Below are 15,548 nucleotides of genomic sequence, written 5' to 3' on the forward strand. Positions count from 1 at the left end.
GCCGGTAGGGTGTTAGCCAACCTTGACGATGGCCTTGCCTTGGTTGCCACCGGTCAGCAGGTCCATGAACGCTTGTGGCGCGTTTTCCAGACCCTCGGTAATGTCCTCTTTCACCGCAATGGTGCCGTCGGCGACCTTGGGGGCGACTTCCTTGAGGAACTTGGGGAAGTTGTTCCAATGGTTCGAGATGATGAAGCCGTTCACGCTGAGGAAGTTCACAAGGATCGTGCGCCAGAGTTTCGGCGCGGTCAGCGCCTCTTCGGCGGCACCAGCACCCAGACCACCGGCGTTATACCATGCGATCATACCGCAGATCGGGATACGCCCATGCGGGTTCATCATCGGGATCACGGCTTCAAGCACTTTGCCACCGACGTTTTCAAAATAGATGTCGATCCCCTTGGGGCAGGCGTCTTTCAACGCGGCGCGCAGGGATTTCGCGTCGTCATAGGAGCGGTGGTCGATGCATTCGTCAAAGCCAAAGTGGTCCTTGGCCATGGCGCATTTGTCCGCGCCGCCCGCAATGCCCACAACGCGCAGCCCGTGTGACTTGGCGATCTGGCCGACCATCGAGCCGACCGGACCCGTTGCCGCCGCGACGACGAGTGTTTCACCCTCCTTCGGGCGACCATATTCCATCAAACCTTGCCAGCCGGTAAATCCGGGCATGCCCAGAACACCAAGCGACGTGGTGATCGACACCTGATCCGGATCGACCTTGCGCAGTTGGTTCGCTGGCAGCACGCCATGTGTGGCCCAGCCCAGCATCCCGAAGGCATGATCGCCGGGTTTGAAGTCGGGGCTGTTGGAGGCGATGACCTCCCCGACCGAACCGCCCTCCATCGTGCCGCCGACAGGCACCGGGGCCGCATAGGATTTCGCGTCGTCCATGCGGCCACGCATGTAGGGGTCAAGCGACATGTATTTCACACGGACCAGCACTTCGCCGTCGCCGGGGGTGGGCACGGGCCCTTCTTCAAGGCGGAAGTTATCGGCTGTCGGGGCCCCGTCAGGGCGCGATGCAAGCACAATTCGTTTCATCTGGTCGGACATTTTGCTTTCCTCCTTAGCAATGTTTCTGGCACGTTATATGGAAATCGAAGGCAAGCAAGGCAACCGCGCGCGCCACGTTGCGTCAGATGCCGCTGCCCCCTTGGCAAATGCGGCATGGGGGCTTATACGCACGGCCTGATCCATCAAAGGACACGGAAATATGGTTGGCAGTGCAAATCTAAACATCATGATCAAGGCGGCCCGCCGGGCGGGACGCGGGTTGGTCAAGGATTTCCGTGAGGTCGAGAACCTTCAGGTGTCCATGAAGGGGGCCGGCGACTTTGTCAGCCGCGCCGATATTCAGGCGGAAAAGACGCTCAAGGCAGAACTGATGGGCGCACGCCCGACCTATGGCTGGCTGGCCGAAGAGGGTGGCGAGGAAGAGGGCCAAGACCCCACACGCCGCTGGATCGTCGATCCGCTGGACGGGACAACAAACTTTTTGCACGGTCTGCCCCATTGGGCGGTCTCCATCGCGCTGGAGCATAAAGGCCAGATCGTTGCGGGCGTCGTCTTTGATCCCGCCAAGGACGAGATGTTCTTTGCCGAAAAAGGCACGGGTGCCTGGATGAACGAAGGCCGTTTGCGCGTCTCGGGCCGTTCGCGGATGATTGAATCGGTTTTTGCCACCGGTCTGCCCTTTGGCGGTCGCGGAGATTTGCCGGACACCCTGCGTGATTTGGGCCGCATCCTGCCGGTCTGCGCCGGTGTGCGTCGCTGGGGCTCTGCCGCGCTGGATCTGGCCTATGTGGCCGCTGGTCGCTATGATGGCTACTGGGAGCGTCGGTTGAACAAATGGGATCTGGCAGCGGGCATGTTGATCGTGCGCGAAGCAGGCGGCATGGTCGAGCCGCTGAACCCCGAGGGCAACATTCTGGACGATGGCGAGATCGTCTGCGCCAATGAGGCGTTGTTCAGCGGATTTTCAAAAATCGCACGCGGGTGATCCTGTGGCCGAGGGCGGGATGCCTTCGGCGAGGATTTAAACCATTTGGAAGCGCCCGTCGGCTATTTGTCTGACGGGTGGTTGATACCGTCGGTGTAGGGGATCGGTTCCTGCGTCCAGGGCGCGGCCCCGTCGATACACCCCAGATTGACGCCGCATTGCGCGGGGTCTGAACGACGCTGGTGGTACATGTAGATGCCACAGATCTTGCAGAAATAATGTTTCGCCGTATGGGTGCCCCAGGTGTAGAGCGTCAGATGCTCGGCTCCTTTGGTCACCTTGAGCGCGCTGGTGAGCGCCGTCACCGCCGGTGCCGCGCGGCGGCGGCAAAAGGAACAGGTGCAGCGTGTGGCAGAGGAGAGCCCCTCTGGCAGGGTGGCGGTCAGGGTGACGCTGCCGCAGTGACAGGTCGCGCTATGGGTGCTGGCGGTCATTTTCGTTTCACTTTCGGGATACGGCTGGCGGAGGTGGGGTAGGTCGCTTGCGGGTGCGGCGGGTGGCCGTCCGTGGCCGACCAGAAGCGGGGCCCGCCCAAGCGCAGCCACAGTGGAATGGTTAGTACCATCCCCACGATAAACCCGCCCGCGTGCGCCCAATAGGCGACGCCGCCCACGGTCGGGTCCGCCCCGACGCCACCGATAAACTGCATCCCCAGCCACAAGCCCAGCATGATCCATGCGGGGATCGGGAAGATGCGGAAGAACACGATAAAGATGATCAGGATGTCGACCTTGGCTTTGGGGTAAAGCAACAGATAGCCGCCCATCACCCCCGCAATCGCGCCCGATGCCCCGACTGTCGGGACCGGCGAATAGGGGGCAGAGATCACATGGGCCAGCGCCGAGAGCAGCCCGCAGGCGAGGTAGAACAGCAGATAGCCGCCGTGGCCCATCTCGTCTTCTATATTGTCGCCAAAGATGTAGAGAAACAGCATGTTACCCGCGAGATGCATCCAGCCGCCATGCAGGAACATCGAGGTGAGGATGCCGGTATAGCCATCCCCGGTGGTGACGCGGCCGGGGATGAGCGCCCAGTCGAAGAAGAAGATATTGAGCGCGCGGTCGTCGCTGAAAAGCCCGACATAGCTGAGGAAAACGCCGATGTTCACCGCCATCAGCAGATAGGTGACATAGGGCGTGCGGCCGGACGGGTTGTGATCGCGAATGGGGAACATGGGCTGACCCTTAGCCATTGCGCGGGTGTGGTCAAGGGCGGGCGTCGGAACGCCCGCCCATGTGGCAGATCAGCCGGCAGCCCCCAACAGCTGCGCGTTCCCGCCAGAGGCGGTGGTGTCGACGCAGACATGGCGTTCGGCGCGGACGCGGGCGGTATCTGGAAGCCCGCGCAGCAGCGGGATGATCGGCCCGTCGCGTTCAGACAGGGCTTGTTCCAGTTTGCGCGCGGTCGCCTCGTCACCCCACCAGAGCACACCACCATAGGCTGGCCCATCGGTCAGCGCGGTCGCGTCGATGCTGCCCGACAGCTCCACCGCATTCCCTCCAAGGGCCGCGACCGCGCGGGCTTGCTCGGCTGCGGTGTCCTTGCCCGGCCCCATGCACAAGAGCGCCGGACGCGGCAGGGTGCTGAGCCGGTTGGATTCGCCCGTAGGCCCCGGCAGCGTGATGGTTTCAAGGAAGGCCCCACTGTGGCCGGGCAGCTTGGGCAGGTCTTTCTGCGTGCTGTCCCATATGTCCTCCACCACCTTGAGGTCAGGCGCGCTGAAACGCGGGAGGTAGTTCGGACCGCCCGCTTTCGGACCTGTACCCGACAGGCCTTCGCCGCCGAAGGGCTGGCTGCCGACGATCGCGCCGATCTGGTTGCGGTTGACGTATATGTTGCCTGCCTCGATCCGTTCCGAGACATGCTGCACCCGGTCATCGATGCGGGTGTGCAGCCCGAAGGTCAGCCCGTAGCCGGTGGCATTGATCGCGTTGATGACCTTGTCGAGTTCGGTCGCCTTGAACGTGGCGATGTGCAGGACGGGGCCGAAAATCTCGCGCTCCAGATCAGCGATCCCGTTCACGCGGATCATGGTCGGCGCGATGAAAGTGCCGACGGTTGGGGCGGTCAGCTCGGCGATGATCCGGCCCTCGGCGCGGGCGGTCTCTATATGCTCGGCGATGCCTTTTTGCGCGGTCTCGTCGATCACGGGGCCCACGTCGGTCGAGATGTCCCAAGGGTTACCCATGACCAGCGCGTCCATCGCGCCTTCCAGCATCTCGATCACATCTTCGGCGATGTCTTCCTGGATATAGAGACAGCGCAGGGCAGAACAGCGTTGCCCGGCAGATTGGAACGCACTTTCGACAACCGATTGCACGGCCTGTTCGGGCAGGGCGGTGCTGTCGACGATCATGGCGTTCAGCCCCCCCGTTTCCGCGATCAGGATCGCACCGGGGTCACAATGTTCAGCCATCGCGGACCGGATGCGCAGCGCTGTGGCGGTAGATCCGGTGAAGGCCACACCGTTGATCCGTTTGTCCGAGGTCAGCGCCGCGCCGACCTCACCACCGCCGGGCAGCAGTTGCAACGCGTGGCGCGGCACGCCCGCATCATGCAGCAAGGTCACGGCAAGAAAGGCGATCAGCGGGGTCTGTTCCGCCGGCTTGGCCAGCACCGCATTGCCCGCAGCCAGTGCCGCGCTGACCTGCCCGCAGAAGATCGCCAGCGGGAAGTTCCACGGCGAGATGCAGGTGAAAATGCCAGCGGGGGGCGTGTTGGTCGCCTGCTGTGCGTAGTAGCGCAGGAAATCCACCGCCTCGCGCAGCTCTGCCACGCAGTCGGGCAGGCCTTTGCCGGCCTCGCGCGACAGCAGGGCGAAAATCTCGCCGTAGTGCGATTCCAGCATATCGGCTGCGCGCAACAGGACCTCGCGGCGTTCCTCTAGCGGGGCGTCCCAGACGGCGGCATTGTCCAACGCTTTGGCGACATCAGCCTCGGACGCGTTGCGCACGGTGCCGGGGCTGCGGCCAGAGGCGGCAGGGTTCATCAGGCGTGCCGATTTCTTGGGCTTTGCCTCGCCGTTCAACAGGGGCACGGCGGCCCAACGGTGGGCTTTCCACGGCGCGCGCGCGGATTCGATCACATCCAGCGTCGGCGTATGCATCAGGTCGAACCCCATCGAGTTCACGCGCGCAGGGGCATAAAGCTCGGGCCCGGTGGGGATGTGCAAACCGCTTTCCGCGAGGCTGTCGAAGGGGTCGGCAGCGACGACCTCGGGGGCGACGTCTTCGTCGACGATCTGGTTCACAAAGCTCGAGTTCGCACCGTTTTCCAGCAGGCGTCGCACAAGATAGGCCAGCAGATCGGCATGTGCGCCCACGGGGGCGTAGACGCGACAATGGGTGCCATGCTTGTCCATCACGATGTTATGAAGGGTTTCGCCCATGCCGTGCAGACGTTGGAATTCGAACTTCTCTTTATCCTCGGCCATATGCAGTACGGCGGCGACCGTATGCGCGTTATGGGTGGCGAACTGCGGATAGATCCGGTCGGTCATGTTCAGCAGTTTGCGCGCGTTGGCGATATAGGACACATCGGTCGCGGCCTTTTGGGTGAAGACGGGGAAACCTTCGACACCTTTGACCTGTGCGCGTTTGATCTCGGTGTCCCAGTAGGCACCTTTCACCAAGCGGACCATCAGTTTGCGATCATGACGGATCGCCATGTCATACAGCGCATCGATCACCACACCAGCGCGGGGGCCATAGGCCTGCACCACGATGCCGAAACCATCCCAACCGGACAGCGCAGGTTCAGAGAGCACTTTTTCGATGACATCCAGCGACAGGCCCAGACGGTCGGCTTCCTCGGCGTCGACGTTCAGCCCCATGCCGGCGGATTTCGCCAGCAAGGCAAGCGCCCGCAGACGCGGCACCAGATCACGCATGACGGATGCTTCTTGCGCGACCTCATAACGCGGATGCAGGGCCGACAGCTTGACCGAGATGCCGGGGTTCTTGCGGCTGTCCTTGTGCACGCAGGCCGTCGCGATGGCAGAGATCGCGCGGCTGTAGCTCAGGTGATAGCGTTTGGCGTCGCTTTCGGTGCGCGCGGCTTCGCCCAGCATGTCATAGCTATAGGTATAGCCCTTCTTCTCCATGCCCTTGGCGCGTTCCATCGCGGCGTTGATGTTCTCGCCCAGAACAAACTGGCGGCCCATTTCCTTCATCGCGCGGCTGACGGCGGTGCGGATCACCGGTTCGCCCAGACGTTTGATGGCTGCGCGCAGGTGGCGCACGGGGCCGGGTTGGTCATCGTCCAACACGCGACCGGTCAGCATCAGAGCCCATGTCGACGCGTTCACCAACGGCGAGGTGGAGTGCCCCATATGGCGGCCCCAGTCAGAGGGCGCGATCTTGTCCTCGATCAGCGCGTCGATGGTCTCGGCGTCGGGCACACGCAGCAGCGCTTCGGCAAGGCACATCAGCGCGACACCTTCGTCGGTGGACAGACCGTATTCGGCCAGAAACACTTCCATGATACCGGGGGAGGTATGGCCGCGGATATCGCGCACGATCTGTGCCGCGTCTTGCGTGATCTTGACCCGTTCCTCTGGCGACAGATGCGCATTGCGCACCAGTTCACGCAAGACGTTGTCTTGGTCGGTGTAGGTGCCTGCGTCAATCTGGTGGCGCAAAATAGGGGAAGAATCGCGTGCCATGAGGTACTCCAACTGATAATTGCGCTAGAATAGCTCGGGAATAGTAGTATTAGTTCCTGATTCCGGCCAGTTTGGTGGGTAAACCGCTTTATTATTGGGCCTCTTGCGTGACAAACGACGACTTTAAAATGGACCGCTTCGATGCGGCGATTCTGACGGTACTGGCCGAAGACGGGCGCATCAGCATCACTGACCTCGCCAAACGGATCGGGCTGTCCAAATCCCCCACCCAAGCGCGGCTAAGACGGCTTGAGGATAGCGGCGTCATTCTGGGCTATCGCGCCCTGCTGGACCCGATCCGTCTGGGGCTGGATCACGTGGCTTTCGTAGAGGTCCGTTTGGAAGACACCCGCGAGGTCGCCCTGCGCGCCTTTAACGAGGCCGTGTCCCGTGTGCCTGAAATTGAACAGGCCCATATGATCGCAGGGAACTTTGATTACCTGCTTAAGGTGCGCACCCGTGACATGGCCGCCTACCGTCGTTTTCTGGGCGAGACGGTGACCACGCTGCCCTATGTCGCCAACACCTCTACCTATGTGGCGATGGAAGCGGTCAAGGAAATCATGCTCGCGGACATGGCGTAAGCCGCGAAGGCGCGCGGGGCCATTCGTGATTTTGATGCCGGCTGCCCTGCATCTGACCATTTACACCGCCCGCAACCTAGCTATTGTGCGCGGCACTGCGGGCGTGATGGAATGGTAGACATACCAGACTTAAAATCTGTTGGGCCTTGTGCCCGTGTGGGTTCGAGTCCCACCGCCCGCACCACGCTTGCCTTATTTTCATGGGCCATTTGGCTATTGCGCCCGCTGGTCCCCCAGCTGGTCCCCCATCGGGTTGATAATTTTGCGCACGTCAGCCATTGCGACGAAAGACATGCCGCCGTGTTTGTGGATCGTCAAAAGGCCCGCGGCCTGCCAGTTGTAGATCGTGGACTTGGACACGCCCACGACAGACTTCGCGTCAGCTGGCCGGAAATATTCTACGCTCATGCCTCCCCTCCCTGCACCCCGAATGCCGATAGGATGGCGGCAGTGTGGTGGGTTTGCGCGGCGGCTTTGGCGGCTTCTAAACCATCAAACACCCCTAAACGCTTATTCCCGAAATAGGCGGTATAGGTTTCATTCCGACCTAAATCCCAGATGATCTTGTACGCGGCGCAGTCGCCGTGGAAACGCTTGCCCGCGTCCCATATGCCGCAGTTTGGGCCATCCCACTGCAACGGCTCCACCATATCCGGCAGCGCCGCAATGATGGCGTCGGCGGTTGCTTCTGCGTCCATAACCTCGCAGGCGACAATGCTCATTAGCGTTTCTCGCATATCACTCATGGGGTGTCTCCCCGCCAAGCGCCGACAGCAGCACGACAGGCCACATCATCGACAGCATGAACGTATAAGGCGCGTCGGCCTTGTCTGTCGCTGCCGATTGCAGGCTGACCGCGCATACCAGCGCAACTGCGACGTATAGTTTCAGGGCGTTAATCATGGGGTGTCTCCTGTGTGGTGGGTAGGGCGGCGAGTGCAATTCGGGCCGGATTTGCGGCAAAGTCGCGTTGCCTGTATCGCTCTTGAACGGGATGGTCGTGCGGGTATTCTTGCCGAACGTAGCCGTCAATTTCGTCGCGGCATTCTATCAGCGCCACTCGCGCGGCATCCCGTTCCGCCCGCAACTGCCGCACAATGCCCGCCTCCGGGCTGTCTGGCCCGTGCCTATGCTCCCACAGGTGCAAATGGCGGGCTATCTGGGCTTCGGTCCATGTGGTCATTGGCTGTCCTCCGAGATAGCGCGGACCGCGCGAAGAACCTGCCCCTTCGTTACTCTTGTTTCAATGACGTGCAACGGGCCTGCCTTCCGCGACAAAACCGACCTATCCCGCCGCGCTCCTTGGATTAGATCGCTGATTATACCCCGATATTCAGCCTCCTGCGGTGTCTGGGTAAGGGCGGCGATAGCGGCGCGGGCTGCACTAATCGCCACGCCCTTTTCTAGCTTGGTTGTCTGGTTGTCCCAGCGGTGTTGCTGCAATCCCCGCAACTTCTCTGCGCCTATGTGGGTGGCGTCATGCGGGCCATTGATTGCCTTAGCCACGCGCTCAACTGTCTGTTCGTCCGGTGTCATTGCTCTCTCCTATGTTGCCCGCCGATCCCCTCATGTGGAGGTGGCGCGGATCGACGGGCGTGGGGGACGTTACCTTCACACAACAAGCGCCCGCACCGCTATCGGCGCGGTCGTCGTATGCCACTGAATCGCCGTGGCCGCGTTATCCCCAGAGCGGGGATGTCGTGGGGCGTCAGTTAAACGTCCCCTTGTCGAATTGGCGGATCAGGGTGTTGCCCATTGCCCGCAATACGTCGTCAAAGCCCCATTCCGCGTCATTGGATCTGCGGTCCAGCGCGTCGTGGCAGGCAGAGCAAGCGAAGATGCCGAGATAGTCGGGCGGCTTTTGTGCGGTGCCAGCCCAGCCAAACATGCGGATGTGTGCCAGCACGGTTGTTTCGGGGTCGTGGTTGCAGCAGGACAGGCGCAGTTGACAGTCTTCGCCCCTTGCGGCGAGGCGTGCCCTTGTGCTGCTTGCCCTCTTATAGCGCATAGGCGTGCGTCGTAGCTGCTTGTTCATTTGACCCCCAGCATTTCTTCGCCCCAGCCGAGAACGTCGGCCTTGGACTGGTGGAACCGTTCCTTGCCCATTGCCTTGTAGCTCTGGCTGTGAGGCGTACTGCAAACCACCAGCGCGTCACGCACGACAACAAGGGCGTATCCCTCCGCCTTGCGGGCCAGCTTTGCTATGAAGGGCGCGGCGGCGCAGGCTTGCTCTTTGCTCTCGAAGGCGATTGTCTCAACGTCGCAATGGCCCGTTGCGATAAGCCCGTGTTTGCGGAATGCCTCGGCGCTGGCGGCGTAGGGCGCGTTCGCGTGGCGCAGGGGCAGGTTCGCCCACAGGTCATGAATGGCGGCGAACTGGTGGCTGTGCGATTGCTGGCTGCGCTGCTTTTCGCGCAGAGCGTCGGCCAAGCTGTCGGCCCATGTTGCGGGAACCCATTCCTCGCCATCCATGACCAAGCGGGCCGGTGTGATGTTAAGCGGATGCTGCATGTCTTAGCCTTTCCAGATAATACGCCTTGGCGTTCACAACGTGGTGGTAGCGGGCCGGATCTGACGTTTTCATTGCCACGACCTCGGCCCGATGCCTGTCTGCTACCGCGTGAATATCCGCTGCCGTGGCGCTGTCTCTCAGCTTGGCAAGGATGCTGTCTGCGGTCGGGTTCATAATCAGAAGGGAATTTCATCATCTAGATCGCGCGATCCGCCGGAGTTGCCCCCGCCGTAGCCGCCACCAGACGCGCCGCTGTCATAGCCCCCGCCAGACTGACCGCCGCCGCTATCGGTGCCGCCGCCTTGGAACGTCAATTCATTCACTGAAATGCCAAGTTTGCCTTTGCCCTCGTATGCGTCCACGGTCGGGCGTCCGGTCAGGGTCAGCTTGGTGCCTTTGGTAATGAAGCGCTCTAGGCTTTCCGCCCGCTTCCCCCACACGCTGCAATCATACCAAGTGCTGTCGCGCTTGTTGCCGTTCTTGTCCTTGCCGTTGTCCACGGCCAGAGAGAACCCCAGCACGGCGTCACCGGCCTGTGTTCGGCGCAATACGGCATCTTTGCCCACGTTGCCTGCGATCATCAAAACTTGCATGTTACTTGCCCTCCAAGGCGTTCCGGTACATCTCCAGCACCGCTTCAAATTCAGATTGCTTGGCCGGATCGGCAGCGCGGAGCTTGATCAGGGCCGTCAGGGCGGGGCCGTCGTAGCCTCGCGCCTTGGCTTCCGCGAATACGTCCTTGCGCTGGTCCGCGAGGTCTTTCTTCTCGGCATCCAGCCGTTCGATCCGTTCTACGAACTGGCGCAATTCATTCGCTGTCACGCGGTATGTTTCGTCGCCTGCGGTGTCTGGTTCGTCTGTCATTGCTCAGTATGCCTCCTGGCTTTGGGTAACCGTCACGCCTTCAATGGCGCGGGTCTTGTGGTTCCGGCGCACGTATTCATCGACAAAGGCAACGATTGCGTCGGGGTCGGTTTTGTAGATATCGGCCAGCGCCGCCTTGTGGCTGTCGATGGTGTAGCGCGTGACTGTGCGCATACCCTTGACCTGATCCCGCTTGGCGGCTTGCGCGGCTTTCTCGGACGCAATAGCGGCGTCCTTCGCCTCCTGCGCTTCACGCTGTGCCTCAAGGTCGGACGCATCGGCAGCGCGGGCCTTTTCCTCGGCTTCGCGGCGGGCTTTGTTCGCGGCTTCCCAAGCGGCTTTCTCGGCGGCGTCTTTCTCGGCTTTCAGCTTGCGCTTGAACACGTCCACGGTGGCGACAAGGCAACCTTCGATCCGCTTCGCGTCCTCAATGGTCGGCTTCCAGCGATCAAGCTCGGCCTGATAAACGGCGCGGAGCGGTGCGGTTGCTTCCTTCTGCCCCTTCTCAAGCGATAGACGCCATTCCCTCATAGCCTTGCGCAGAGCGTCTACAGACTTCATCTGAGCTTCATTCTGGACGGGTGCGCCGTCCGTCCAGTTGGCGGCTTCCTCGCGCTCTGCCTCATAGGCGGCGCTAATATCGTCAATCGGGTCGGGGGGATTGTTCCCCCCAACAATGGCGCGTGGGTTCATATCGTTCATGGTTAAAACATCCTGTCGATAATTTCGGTAAGATAGGCGGCGTCCACCTTTTCGGGGTCTTTGGCTTTGATCTTCTCAATGACCTCCGCGAAGTAGGCCACGTCTACGCCCGTAAGTTGTTCCTCAAGAACGGCGTGGTCGGTCATGTCCAACTCGGCGATCTGCATAGCCATCTTGAGGTATTGGCCTGCATTGATGCGCCAGCCGCGCTCAATGAACTTGCGGGATCGGATCACGGAGCAAAGCGGGTACTTGGAGCCGTGATAGACAAGGGTGCGGCTCAGAAGGGCTTCCAGCGATTCAGGGCGCAGGGTCAGCTTCGATTGTCCGCTCTCCCAATAATTCATGCAGTGAGCGAAGTCGTAGCTACTGTGAATTTCTTCGGGGTCGCCATAGAACCGCAAGATCAACTGCACCTTGCCACGTAGGCTGATAGCGTTAGAGCTAAGAAATACCGCCGAGTAAATCGGGCCTTCTTCTTCTGCCTGATCGGCTAATTCTCCCACGGCTGTCAGAGGGTCGAATGCTTCCGCAAGGTATTCCCCGGCTTCGTGGTCCGGTCTTCCTTCAAAATACTGGTAGTCTGCTTCCTGTTCGTCAGATGCGACCCCGGCAGACTTCACGACGATGCGGACGCGCTCTTTGCCGGAAAGGTCGGTAACTTCCTCAACGTAGGTGTTGAACGATACCCCGCCTTGCGCCTTCTTCGCGGCAAGGAATTGAGCAACGTAGTAATCGGCAACGCGGCGAACCGTTTCCTTTGTGCGAAAGTAAACGTCGAAGTCGTTAACCTGCTCGCCAAGTAGCATTGAGGCAATGCAGCCACCTGTCACGATAGCCTCTTTGCGGCATGTCTCGCGCAGGTCTTCGTCTGTGATTGTGTCGAGCCAAGCGTTAACCTTGTTCCGCAGAACCGACTTGATTGTTTTCGCCTTGAGGCCGTGTCCTGGCATATCATGATCATGATTGTTCATGCTGCTTCCTTTTCATCGTCTTTGTCGTCGGTTGAAATTTCGCCCATCCGGTTGGTGTAGGCGTCGTTTAGTTCGTGCTGCATGGCCTCCGGCAGCTTTGCGAAGGTCTCTGCGAACGTCCGGTGCTTCCACAGCGCGTCAAGGTCGGCAGGCGTCTCCTTTGCCATGAGCGCAGCCTTCATGCGGTTGCGGTTGTCGGCGGCATCAAAGGGCGGCGCGACTTCACGGGCTGACTTGTCTTTGTCGTAGAGGGCCAAGCCGAAGGTGTTGCCGAAGGTGCGCAGCGCCCGCTTGAGCGCGTCTGTCTCGGCTTCCTTCACGGCGCTTTCGATCACGTCGCCCGCGTTCTCCGGTTTCCCGTTGCCAACGCCCACGGCCAGACCCTCACGGGTGACGCCTTCGACGCAGACGCGAACGGCGCAGAGATACGAGCAACGAAGCTGCGTATATGGTCCGTCTCGGCCATGCAGTTCGACTTCGGCAAGGTGCGTGCGTTCTAGGCGCTCCACGGTGTAGGACCAGCCATTGAAGCCGAAGATGCGGTTAGCCTCACGGATCACATGCAGGGCATCGACGTAGTCGCCAAACTTGCCTTGGGGCGGCGGCTTGATCGCCTTGGGGTCAAGCGGTGCCTTGAGTTGGTCGGTTACTGTTTCCCAATCCATCACACACCTCCCACGGTCACGCGGGGGGGGGTGCGCGTCCAGTCCATCGCGGGCTTACCCATTGCCATCTGCAAGTAGGTCCAGGCTGCGACGGTGTGCTGTTCCCAATCCATGCCGCCACGTTTGAACGGGCGACGAGCGATAAGCTCACGCAGGGCCAAGCCGCGCAGGCGGTCGAGGGTGCGGAACTGTGCTTGATTGTGCATCATGCGGTTAGCCTCCGTTGAATTGCGTTGCGTGCTTTGAAATTCGGGTAGTTGCGGGCCAGCCTGTCGATATATTCGCAAGCCTTGCGCAGGCGTTCGCAAGTCGCATCGGGCAGGTCCGCGTCGGCCTCTGCGGCCTGCATCACGTCGGCCAACGCTTCATTGGCGACGTTTAGAGCGGCTTCGAGGTCTAGCATTTGGCGTCCCCCATGCAGTCGGGGTGGATTGCCTGCGCCTCGATGAACTGCGATCCTGCTGCGGTATAAGACGCGGCGAAAACAGCGATTGCGATAACGGTCAGGCCGATGATGCCAAGGAACACGTCGCGGATGTGCTGGCGGCGGATGGCGCGGGGGCTGCGTAGGTCTAGCGGCATGTCACATTCTCCTCGTGGAACTCTGCGCTGTGTTCGGCGTCTCGGATGGCCTTGCGCTCTATCCGGTCGAACTCGTATTTCAGGTCGTTCATGTATTGGGCATCGTCCTTGATGCTGCGAAGGCTGGCGAGGATGCGGCGGATCATGCTGCACCTGTCGCGGCGCGGTAGGCGGCAAGGGCGGCATCAAGACGCTCTGCCGGGCAGTATCCTAGAACCGACTTGGGAACCCCGCCGTTGCACTGGCAGTCCTCGATAGACTCTGCCATTTCCTCCGCAGCAATCAGCGCGGCTTCAAGGTCAGGGACACGGGCGATGCGGCGGGCTTCGGCATGGCGGGCAATGTAATCCTCGCCGTTCAAATCCGTCGCTAAGGTTGGGCATTGCACCGGAACGCATGGGCCGACCACCTTGACCCATCCGAGCGCGGGTTCATCTGACTTTACCCGCCAGTCAGTCATACTCATCAGCTTGACTTGCGGGCGTTCACGGTCCCGCTTGATATCGTCGATCATGCTCATGTCGCCACTCCGTCTGCGATTGCCTGCGTCTGTACGTTCTCAATCCGGTTCACCGTCTCCCAACCCATGAACGCGGTCGCGCCCTCTGGGGTGAACAGATCAAGCGATATGTCCGTCTGTACGCTCAGGCCGATAAGGCTGGCGCATAGTTCGCCGTAGCCGTCTGGCTCGTGGCGGAAGTAGGCCGTTGCGATTGCGTCTTCGCCGGTCTCCTCGCGCCATGCGTCGGATGCGTCTTGGCTGCTGTCCTCTGCGGGCATTGCTGCGATGAATCGCAGGCGAGGGGGCCGAGATAGCGGCGCGGCGTGTATGGGGGTGTAGAGGGTCATGACCGATACCCCGCAAAATCCTCAAAGTGCTTTTCGTACTCACGCTCCAAGAGCCGAAAGACTTCTGCGTGTTCACCGCCCCGCAGGTAGTCCCTGACGATGGGCCAAATGTGTTCACTCGCATAAAGTGACGTTCCATCGTGCCAGCACTGACCGCCGGTCACATGGCAGTTGATATGGTGCGGCGCTTGGTTGCCGCCCGACGGGTCGAAGCAGTGGTGGAACTCAAGCCCACATGAAGGCTCGTATTCATCGTTGCGGGACAGCGAGGCATGGAAGTGGATGCCGCCGATTGGCCCACGAAACTCCCAACTATGCCGAACCGATGTGAACGGTTTCGTCCATGTGTATTTGTGACCTGCGAAACGGCTCACGACGCACCGCCAATCACCGCGTCGATCACATGCGGCTCTATCACCCATGAGGGCGTGATAAGCTTAGAAGAAGGGACGGGGCAGGGCGCTGCGGTGTTCACCAGAAGGCCGGTTGCGAAAGGCTTGACCCGCGCCACGATCTGTTCGGGCGTGGCCGTCTTGCCTGCGCTGTTGCTGTAGAAATGCGGGGTCATTGTCGTTCATCCTCGTGTTGTTGTTAGGATGAAGATAAATTAGACAAAAGGCTAATGCAACCCCTAAAATAGACATGTGTCTAATTCAGTTTATCAGGTAACCTTATGGTTGCAAAGAATCGCAACCTTGCTCACTATGGAACAAAGGGAGTACCAAATTGCACGAATACAATGATTTGTTAGATGTTTTGAAAGACGCGCCCGACGGCATCGCGACAGCAATTAAGGCTGATCTTAGCCAACAAGGCCGCGCACGCTTGCTATCAGAAACTTGCGCTGTTCTTCGTCAAGCTGGTAAAACAGTTCGCGAAGTTCCTCGTATGCCTGATCATCGTCAACACTAAGGCCCAGCACATTAGCAAGCGCGCGCGCGTTGTCAGCATTCGTGCTTGCGCCTTCACGCTTAAGAAACTTGTCTATTGCGTGGTAGGGAACGCCCGACCTGCGCGACAGGTCGGCCTTAGATATGTTTCGTTCTTTGATTTCAGCGAGAACCCGGTCTCTAAATGATTTTCCAGCCATAGCCAAATAATGGCACGGCGGAAAATATGGGGCTACAAGCCGATTGTCTAACATCTGTTGTTGA

At 60.5% G+C, this 15,548-nt stretch carries 25 protein-coding genes and 1 tRNA gene; 3 read left to right on the forward strand and 23 right to left on the reverse strand.

The genetic code is table 11. The features are described from left to right. Nucleotides 1-12: 12 nt before the first annotated feature. Complete coding sequence (locus IV89_RS05915; protein WP_037944664.1) at nt 13-1,053, reverse strand: NADP-dependent oxidoreductase; 1,041 nt, start codon at nt 1,051-1,053, stop codon at nt 13-15. Nucleotides 1,054-1,213: 160 nt separating this feature from the next. Here IV89_RS05915 and IV89_RS05920 point away from each other — a divergent pair, with 160 nt between their 5' ends. After that, complete coding sequence (locus IV89_RS05920; RefSeq protein ID WP_005849287.1) at nt 1,214-1,999, forward strand: inositol monophosphatase family protein; 786 nt, start codon at nt 1,214-1,216, stop codon at nt 1,997-1,999. A gap of 62 nt (nt 2,000-2,061) precedes the next feature. Here the strand turns inward: IV89_RS05920 and IV89_RS05925 are convergent, their stop codons facing one another. The 3 genes from IV89_RS05925 to putA form a co-directional block, all read right to left on the reverse strand. Further along, the gene (locus IV89_RS05925; protein ID WP_009825079.1) at nt 2,062-2,433 is read right to left on the reverse strand and encodes a GFA family protein; all 372 of its coding nucleotides are present in this window, start codon (nt 2,431-2,433) and stop codon (nt 2,062-2,064) included. Next, nucleotides 2,430-3,173 (reverse strand): rhomboid family intramembrane serine protease, encoded by a 744-nt coding sequence (locus IV89_RS05930; protein WP_037944663.1) that lies wholly within the window; start codon nt 3,171-3,173, stop codon nt 2,430-2,432. Before IV89_RS05930 ends, IV89_RS05925 begins: the two co-directional genes overlap by 4 nt. A gap of 69 nt (nt 3,174-3,242) precedes the next feature. Then, nucleotides 3,243-6,662, reverse strand: coding sequence for a bifunctional proline dehydrogenase/L-glutamate gamma-semialdehyde dehydrogenase PutA (gene putA / locus IV89_RS05935; RefSeq protein ID WP_037944662.1), 3,420 nt, complete (start codon nt 6,660-6,662; stop codon nt 3,243-3,245). A 128-nt stretch (nt 6,663-6,790) separates the two neighbouring features. Here putA and IV89_RS05940 point away from each other — a divergent pair, with 128 nt between their 5' ends. Both IV89_RS05940 and IV89_RS05945 read left to right on the forward strand, forming a co-directional pair. Then, nucleotides 6,791-7,246 carry an Lrp/AsnC ligand binding domain-containing protein gene (locus tag IV89_RS05940; protein ID WP_005849280.1) on the forward strand — a complete coding sequence of 152 codons (456 nt, stop codon included), beginning with the start codon at nt 6,791-6,793 and terminating at the stop codon, nt 7,244-7,246. Nucleotides 7,247-7,343: 97 nt separating this feature from the next. Continuing rightward, nucleotides 7,344-7,430: transfer RNA gene (locus IV89_RS05945), tRNA-Leu, on the forward strand. A 29-nt stretch (nt 7,431-7,459) separates the two neighbouring features. Here the strand turns inward: IV89_RS05945 and IV89_RS05950 are convergent. The 19 genes from IV89_RS05950 to IV89_RS06040 form a co-directional block, all read right to left on the reverse strand. Further along, nucleotides 7,460-7,654 carry a helix-turn-helix domain-containing protein gene (locus IV89_RS05950; RefSeq protein ID WP_016073716.1) on the reverse strand — a complete coding sequence of 65 codons (195 nt, stop codon included), beginning with the start codon at nt 7,652-7,654 and terminating at the stop codon, nt 7,460-7,462. Beyond that, nucleotides 7,651-7,968, reverse strand: coding sequence for a hypothetical protein (locus IV89_RS05955; protein ID WP_235183802.1), 318 nt, complete (start codon nt 7,966-7,968; stop codon nt 7,651-7,653). Before IV89_RS05955 ends, IV89_RS05950 begins: the two co-directional genes overlap by 4 nt. A gap of 16 nt (nt 7,969-7,984) precedes the next feature. Next, nucleotides 7,985-8,149, reverse strand: a complete 165-nt coding sequence (locus tag IV89_RS05960; RefSeq protein ID WP_016073718.1) for a hypothetical protein — start codon at nt 8,147-8,149, stop codon at nt 7,985-7,987. A 276-nt stretch (nt 8,150-8,425) separates the two neighbouring features. Further along, nucleotides 8,426-8,782: a hypothetical protein gene (locus IV89_RS05965; protein ID WP_016073720.1), complete on the reverse strand. Its 357-nt coding sequence runs from the start codon at nt 8,780-8,782 to the stop codon at nt 8,426-8,428. A gap of 172 nt (nt 8,783-8,954) precedes the next feature. Then, nucleotides 8,955-9,281 (reverse strand): nuclease domain-containing protein, encoded by a 327-nt coding sequence (locus IV89_RS05970; protein WP_346428843.1) that lies wholly within the window; start codon nt 9,279-9,281, stop codon nt 8,955-8,957. Then, a complete protein-coding gene (locus IV89_RS05975; RefSeq protein WP_037944660.1) occupies nt 9,278-9,757 on the reverse strand; it encodes a hypothetical protein in 480 nt (159 codons plus the stop codon). The genes IV89_RS05970 and IV89_RS05975 overlap by 4 nt, the downstream gene beginning before the upstream one ends. Nucleotides 9,758-9,934: 177 nt before the next feature. Then, nucleotides 9,935-10,351, reverse strand: a complete 417-nt coding sequence (locus IV89_RS05980; protein ID WP_037944658.1) for a single-stranded DNA-binding protein — start codon at nt 10,349-10,351, stop codon at nt 9,935-9,937. Between the two features lies 1 nt (nt 10,352). Beyond that, nucleotides 10,353-10,622, reverse strand: a complete 270-nt coding sequence (locus IV89_RS05985) for a DUF2312 domain-containing protein (protein ID WP_037944656.1) — start codon at nt 10,620-10,622, stop codon at nt 10,353-10,355. Between the two features lie 3 nt (nt 10,623-10,625). Further along, complete coding sequence (locus IV89_RS05990) at nt 10,626-11,324, reverse strand: hypothetical protein (protein WP_051843976.1); 699 nt, start codon at nt 11,322-11,324, stop codon at nt 10,626-10,628. A 2-nt stretch (nt 11,325-11,326) separates the two neighbouring features. Further along, the gene (locus tag IV89_RS05995; protein ID WP_200875469.1) at nt 11,327-12,298 is read right to left on the reverse strand and encodes a hypothetical protein; all 972 of its coding nucleotides are present in this window, start codon (nt 12,296-12,298) and stop codon (nt 11,327-11,329) included. Continuing rightward, nucleotides 12,295-12,963: a Rad52/Rad22 family DNA repair protein gene (locus IV89_RS06000; protein ID WP_051843973.1), complete on the reverse strand. Its 669-nt coding sequence runs from the start codon at nt 12,961-12,963 to the stop codon at nt 12,295-12,297. Before IV89_RS06000 ends, IV89_RS05995 begins: the two co-directional genes overlap by 4 nt. Then, nucleotides 12,963-13,172, reverse strand: a complete 210-nt coding sequence (locus IV89_RS06005) for a hypothetical protein (RefSeq protein ID WP_037944655.1) — start codon at nt 13,170-13,172, stop codon at nt 12,963-12,965. Before IV89_RS06005 ends, IV89_RS06000 begins: the two co-directional genes overlap by 1 nt. Continuing rightward, on the reverse strand, nt 13,169-13,366 hold the full coding sequence (locus tag IV89_RS06010; RefSeq protein ID WP_037944654.1) for a hypothetical protein: 198 nt from the start codon (nt 13,364-13,366) through the stop codon (nt 13,169-13,171). Before IV89_RS06010 ends, IV89_RS06005 begins: the two co-directional genes overlap by 4 nt. After that, nucleotides 13,360-13,545, reverse strand: a complete 186-nt coding sequence (locus IV89_RS06015; protein WP_037944653.1) for a hypothetical protein — start codon at nt 13,543-13,545, stop codon at nt 13,360-13,362. The genes IV89_RS06010 and IV89_RS06015 overlap by 7 nt, the downstream gene beginning before the upstream one ends. Then, on the reverse strand, nt 13,536-13,691 hold the full coding sequence (locus IV89_RS06020) for a hypothetical protein (protein ID WP_181358638.1): 156 nt from the start codon (nt 13,689-13,691) through the stop codon (nt 13,536-13,538). Before IV89_RS06020 ends, IV89_RS06015 begins: the two co-directional genes overlap by 10 nt. Beyond that, nucleotides 13,688-14,065, reverse strand: a complete 378-nt coding sequence (locus IV89_RS06025; RefSeq protein WP_037944652.1) for a hypothetical protein — start codon at nt 14,063-14,065, stop codon at nt 13,688-13,690. Before IV89_RS06025 ends, IV89_RS06020 begins: the two co-directional genes overlap by 4 nt. Continuing rightward, nucleotides 14,062-14,394, reverse strand: a complete 333-nt coding sequence (locus tag IV89_RS06030) for a hypothetical protein (protein WP_037944651.1) — start codon at nt 14,392-14,394, stop codon at nt 14,062-14,064. Before IV89_RS06030 ends, IV89_RS06025 begins: the two co-directional genes overlap by 4 nt. A gap of 370 nt (nt 14,395-14,764) precedes the next feature. After that, nucleotides 14,765-14,962: a hypothetical protein gene (locus tag IV89_RS06035; RefSeq protein WP_037944650.1), complete on the reverse strand. Its 198-nt coding sequence runs from the start codon at nt 14,960-14,962 to the stop codon at nt 14,765-14,767. A gap of 234 nt (nt 14,963-15,196) precedes the next feature. Continuing rightward, the gene (locus IV89_RS06040; RefSeq protein ID WP_160171655.1) at nt 15,197-15,484 is read right to left on the reverse strand and encodes a helix-turn-helix transcriptional regulator; all 288 of its coding nucleotides are present in this window, start codon (nt 15,482-15,484) and stop codon (nt 15,197-15,199) included. Nucleotides 15,485-15,548: the final 64 nt, after the last annotated feature.

Origin of the sequence: Sulfitobacter sp. CB2047 (assembly GCF_000735125.2) — a bacterium.
GTDB lineage: Bacteria > Pseudomonadota > Alphaproteobacteria > Rhodobacterales > Rhodobacteraceae > Sulfitobacter > Sulfitobacter pontiacus.

Bases quoted from the DNA above. Each gene is read 5' to 3' on its own strand.
- IV89_RS05915 (WP_037944664.1), bottom strand. From the start codon at position 1,053: ATGTCCGACCAGATGAAACGAATTGTGCTTGCATCGCGCCCTGACGGG.
- IV89_RS05920 (WP_005849287.1), top strand. From the start codon at position 1,214: ATGGTTGGCAGTGCAAATCTAAACATCATGATCAAGGCGGCCCGCCGG.
- IV89_RS05925 (WP_009825079.1), bottom strand. From the start codon at position 2,433: ATGACCGCCAGCACCCATAGCGCGACCTGTCACTGCGGCAGCGTCACC.
- IV89_RS05930 (WP_037944663.1), bottom strand. From the start codon at position 3,173: ATGTTCCCCATTCGCGATCACAACCCGTCCGGCCGCACGCCCTATGTC.
- putA (WP_037944662.1), bottom strand. From the start codon at position 6,662: ATGGCACGCGATTCTTCCCCTATTTTGCGCCACCAGATTGACGCAGGC.
- IV89_RS05940 (WP_005849280.1), top strand. From the start codon at position 6,791: ATGGACCGCTTCGATGCGGCGATTCTGACGGTACTGGCCGAAGACGGG.
- IV89_RS05950 (WP_016073716.1), bottom strand. From the start codon at position 7,654: ATGAGCGTAGAATATTTCCGGCCAGCTGACGCGAAGTCTGTCGTGGGC.
- IV89_RS05955 (WP_235183802.1), bottom strand. From the start codon at position 7,968: ATGAGCATTGTCGCCTGCGAGGTTATGGACGCAGAAGCAACCGCCGAC.
- IV89_RS05960 (WP_016073718.1), bottom strand. From the start codon at position 8,149: ATGATTAACGCCCTGAAACTATACGTCGCAGTTGCGCTGGTATGCGCG.
- IV89_RS05965 (WP_016073720.1), bottom strand. From the start codon at position 8,782: ATGACACCGGACGAACAGACAGTTGAGCGCGTGGCTAAGGCAATCAAT.
- IV89_RS05970 (WP_346428843.1), bottom strand. From the start codon at position 9,281: ATGAACAAGCAGCTACGACGCACGCCTATGCGCTATAAGAGGGCAAGC.
- IV89_RS05975 (WP_037944660.1), bottom strand. From the start codon at position 9,757: ATGCAGCATCCGCTTAACATCACACCGGCCCGCTTGGTCATGGATGGC.
- IV89_RS05980 (WP_037944658.1), bottom strand. From the start codon at position 10,351: ATGCAAGTTTTGATGATCGCAGGCAACGTGGGCAAAGATGCCGTATTG.
- IV89_RS05985 (WP_037944656.1), bottom strand. From the start codon at position 10,622: ATGACAGACGAACCAGACACCGCAGGCGACGAAACATACCGCGTGACA.
- IV89_RS05990 (WP_051843976.1), bottom strand. From the start codon at position 11,324: ATGAACGATATGAACCCACGCGCCATTGTTGGGGGGAACAATCCCCCC.
- IV89_RS05995 (WP_200875469.1), bottom strand. From the start codon at position 12,298: ATGAACAATCATGATCATGATATGCCAGGACACGGCCTCAAGGCGAAA.
- IV89_RS06000 (WP_051843973.1), bottom strand. From the start codon at position 12,963: ATGGATTGGGAAACAGTAACCGACCAACTCAAGGCACCGCTTGACCCC.
- IV89_RS06005 (WP_037944655.1), bottom strand. From the start codon at position 13,172: ATGATGCACAATCAAGCACAGTTCCGCACCCTCGACCGCCTGCGCGGC.
- IV89_RS06010 (WP_037944654.1), bottom strand. From the start codon at position 13,366: ATGCTAGACCTCGAAGCCGCTCTAAACGTCGCCAATGAAGCGTTGGCC.
- IV89_RS06015 (WP_037944653.1), bottom strand. From the start codon at position 13,545: ATGCCGCTAGACCTACGCAGCCCCCGCGCCATCCGCCGCCAGCACATC.
- IV89_RS06020 (WP_181358638.1), bottom strand. From the start codon at position 13,691: ATGATCCGCCGCATCCTCGCCAGCCTTCGCAGCATCAAGGACGATGCC.
- IV89_RS06025 (WP_037944652.1), bottom strand. From the start codon at position 14,065: ATGAGCATGATCGACGATATCAAGCGGGACCGTGAACGCCCGCAAGTC.
- IV89_RS06030 (WP_037944651.1), bottom strand. From the start codon at position 14,394: ATGACCCTCTACACCCCCATACACGCCGCGCCGCTATCTCGGCCCCCT.
- IV89_RS06035 (WP_037944650.1), bottom strand. From the start codon at position 14,962: ATGACCCCGCATTTCTACAGCAACAGCGCAGGCAAGACGGCCACGCCC.
- IV89_RS06040 (WP_160171655.1), bottom strand. From the start codon at position 15,484: ATGGCTGGAAAATCATTTAGAGACCGGGTTCTCGCTGAAATCAAAGAA.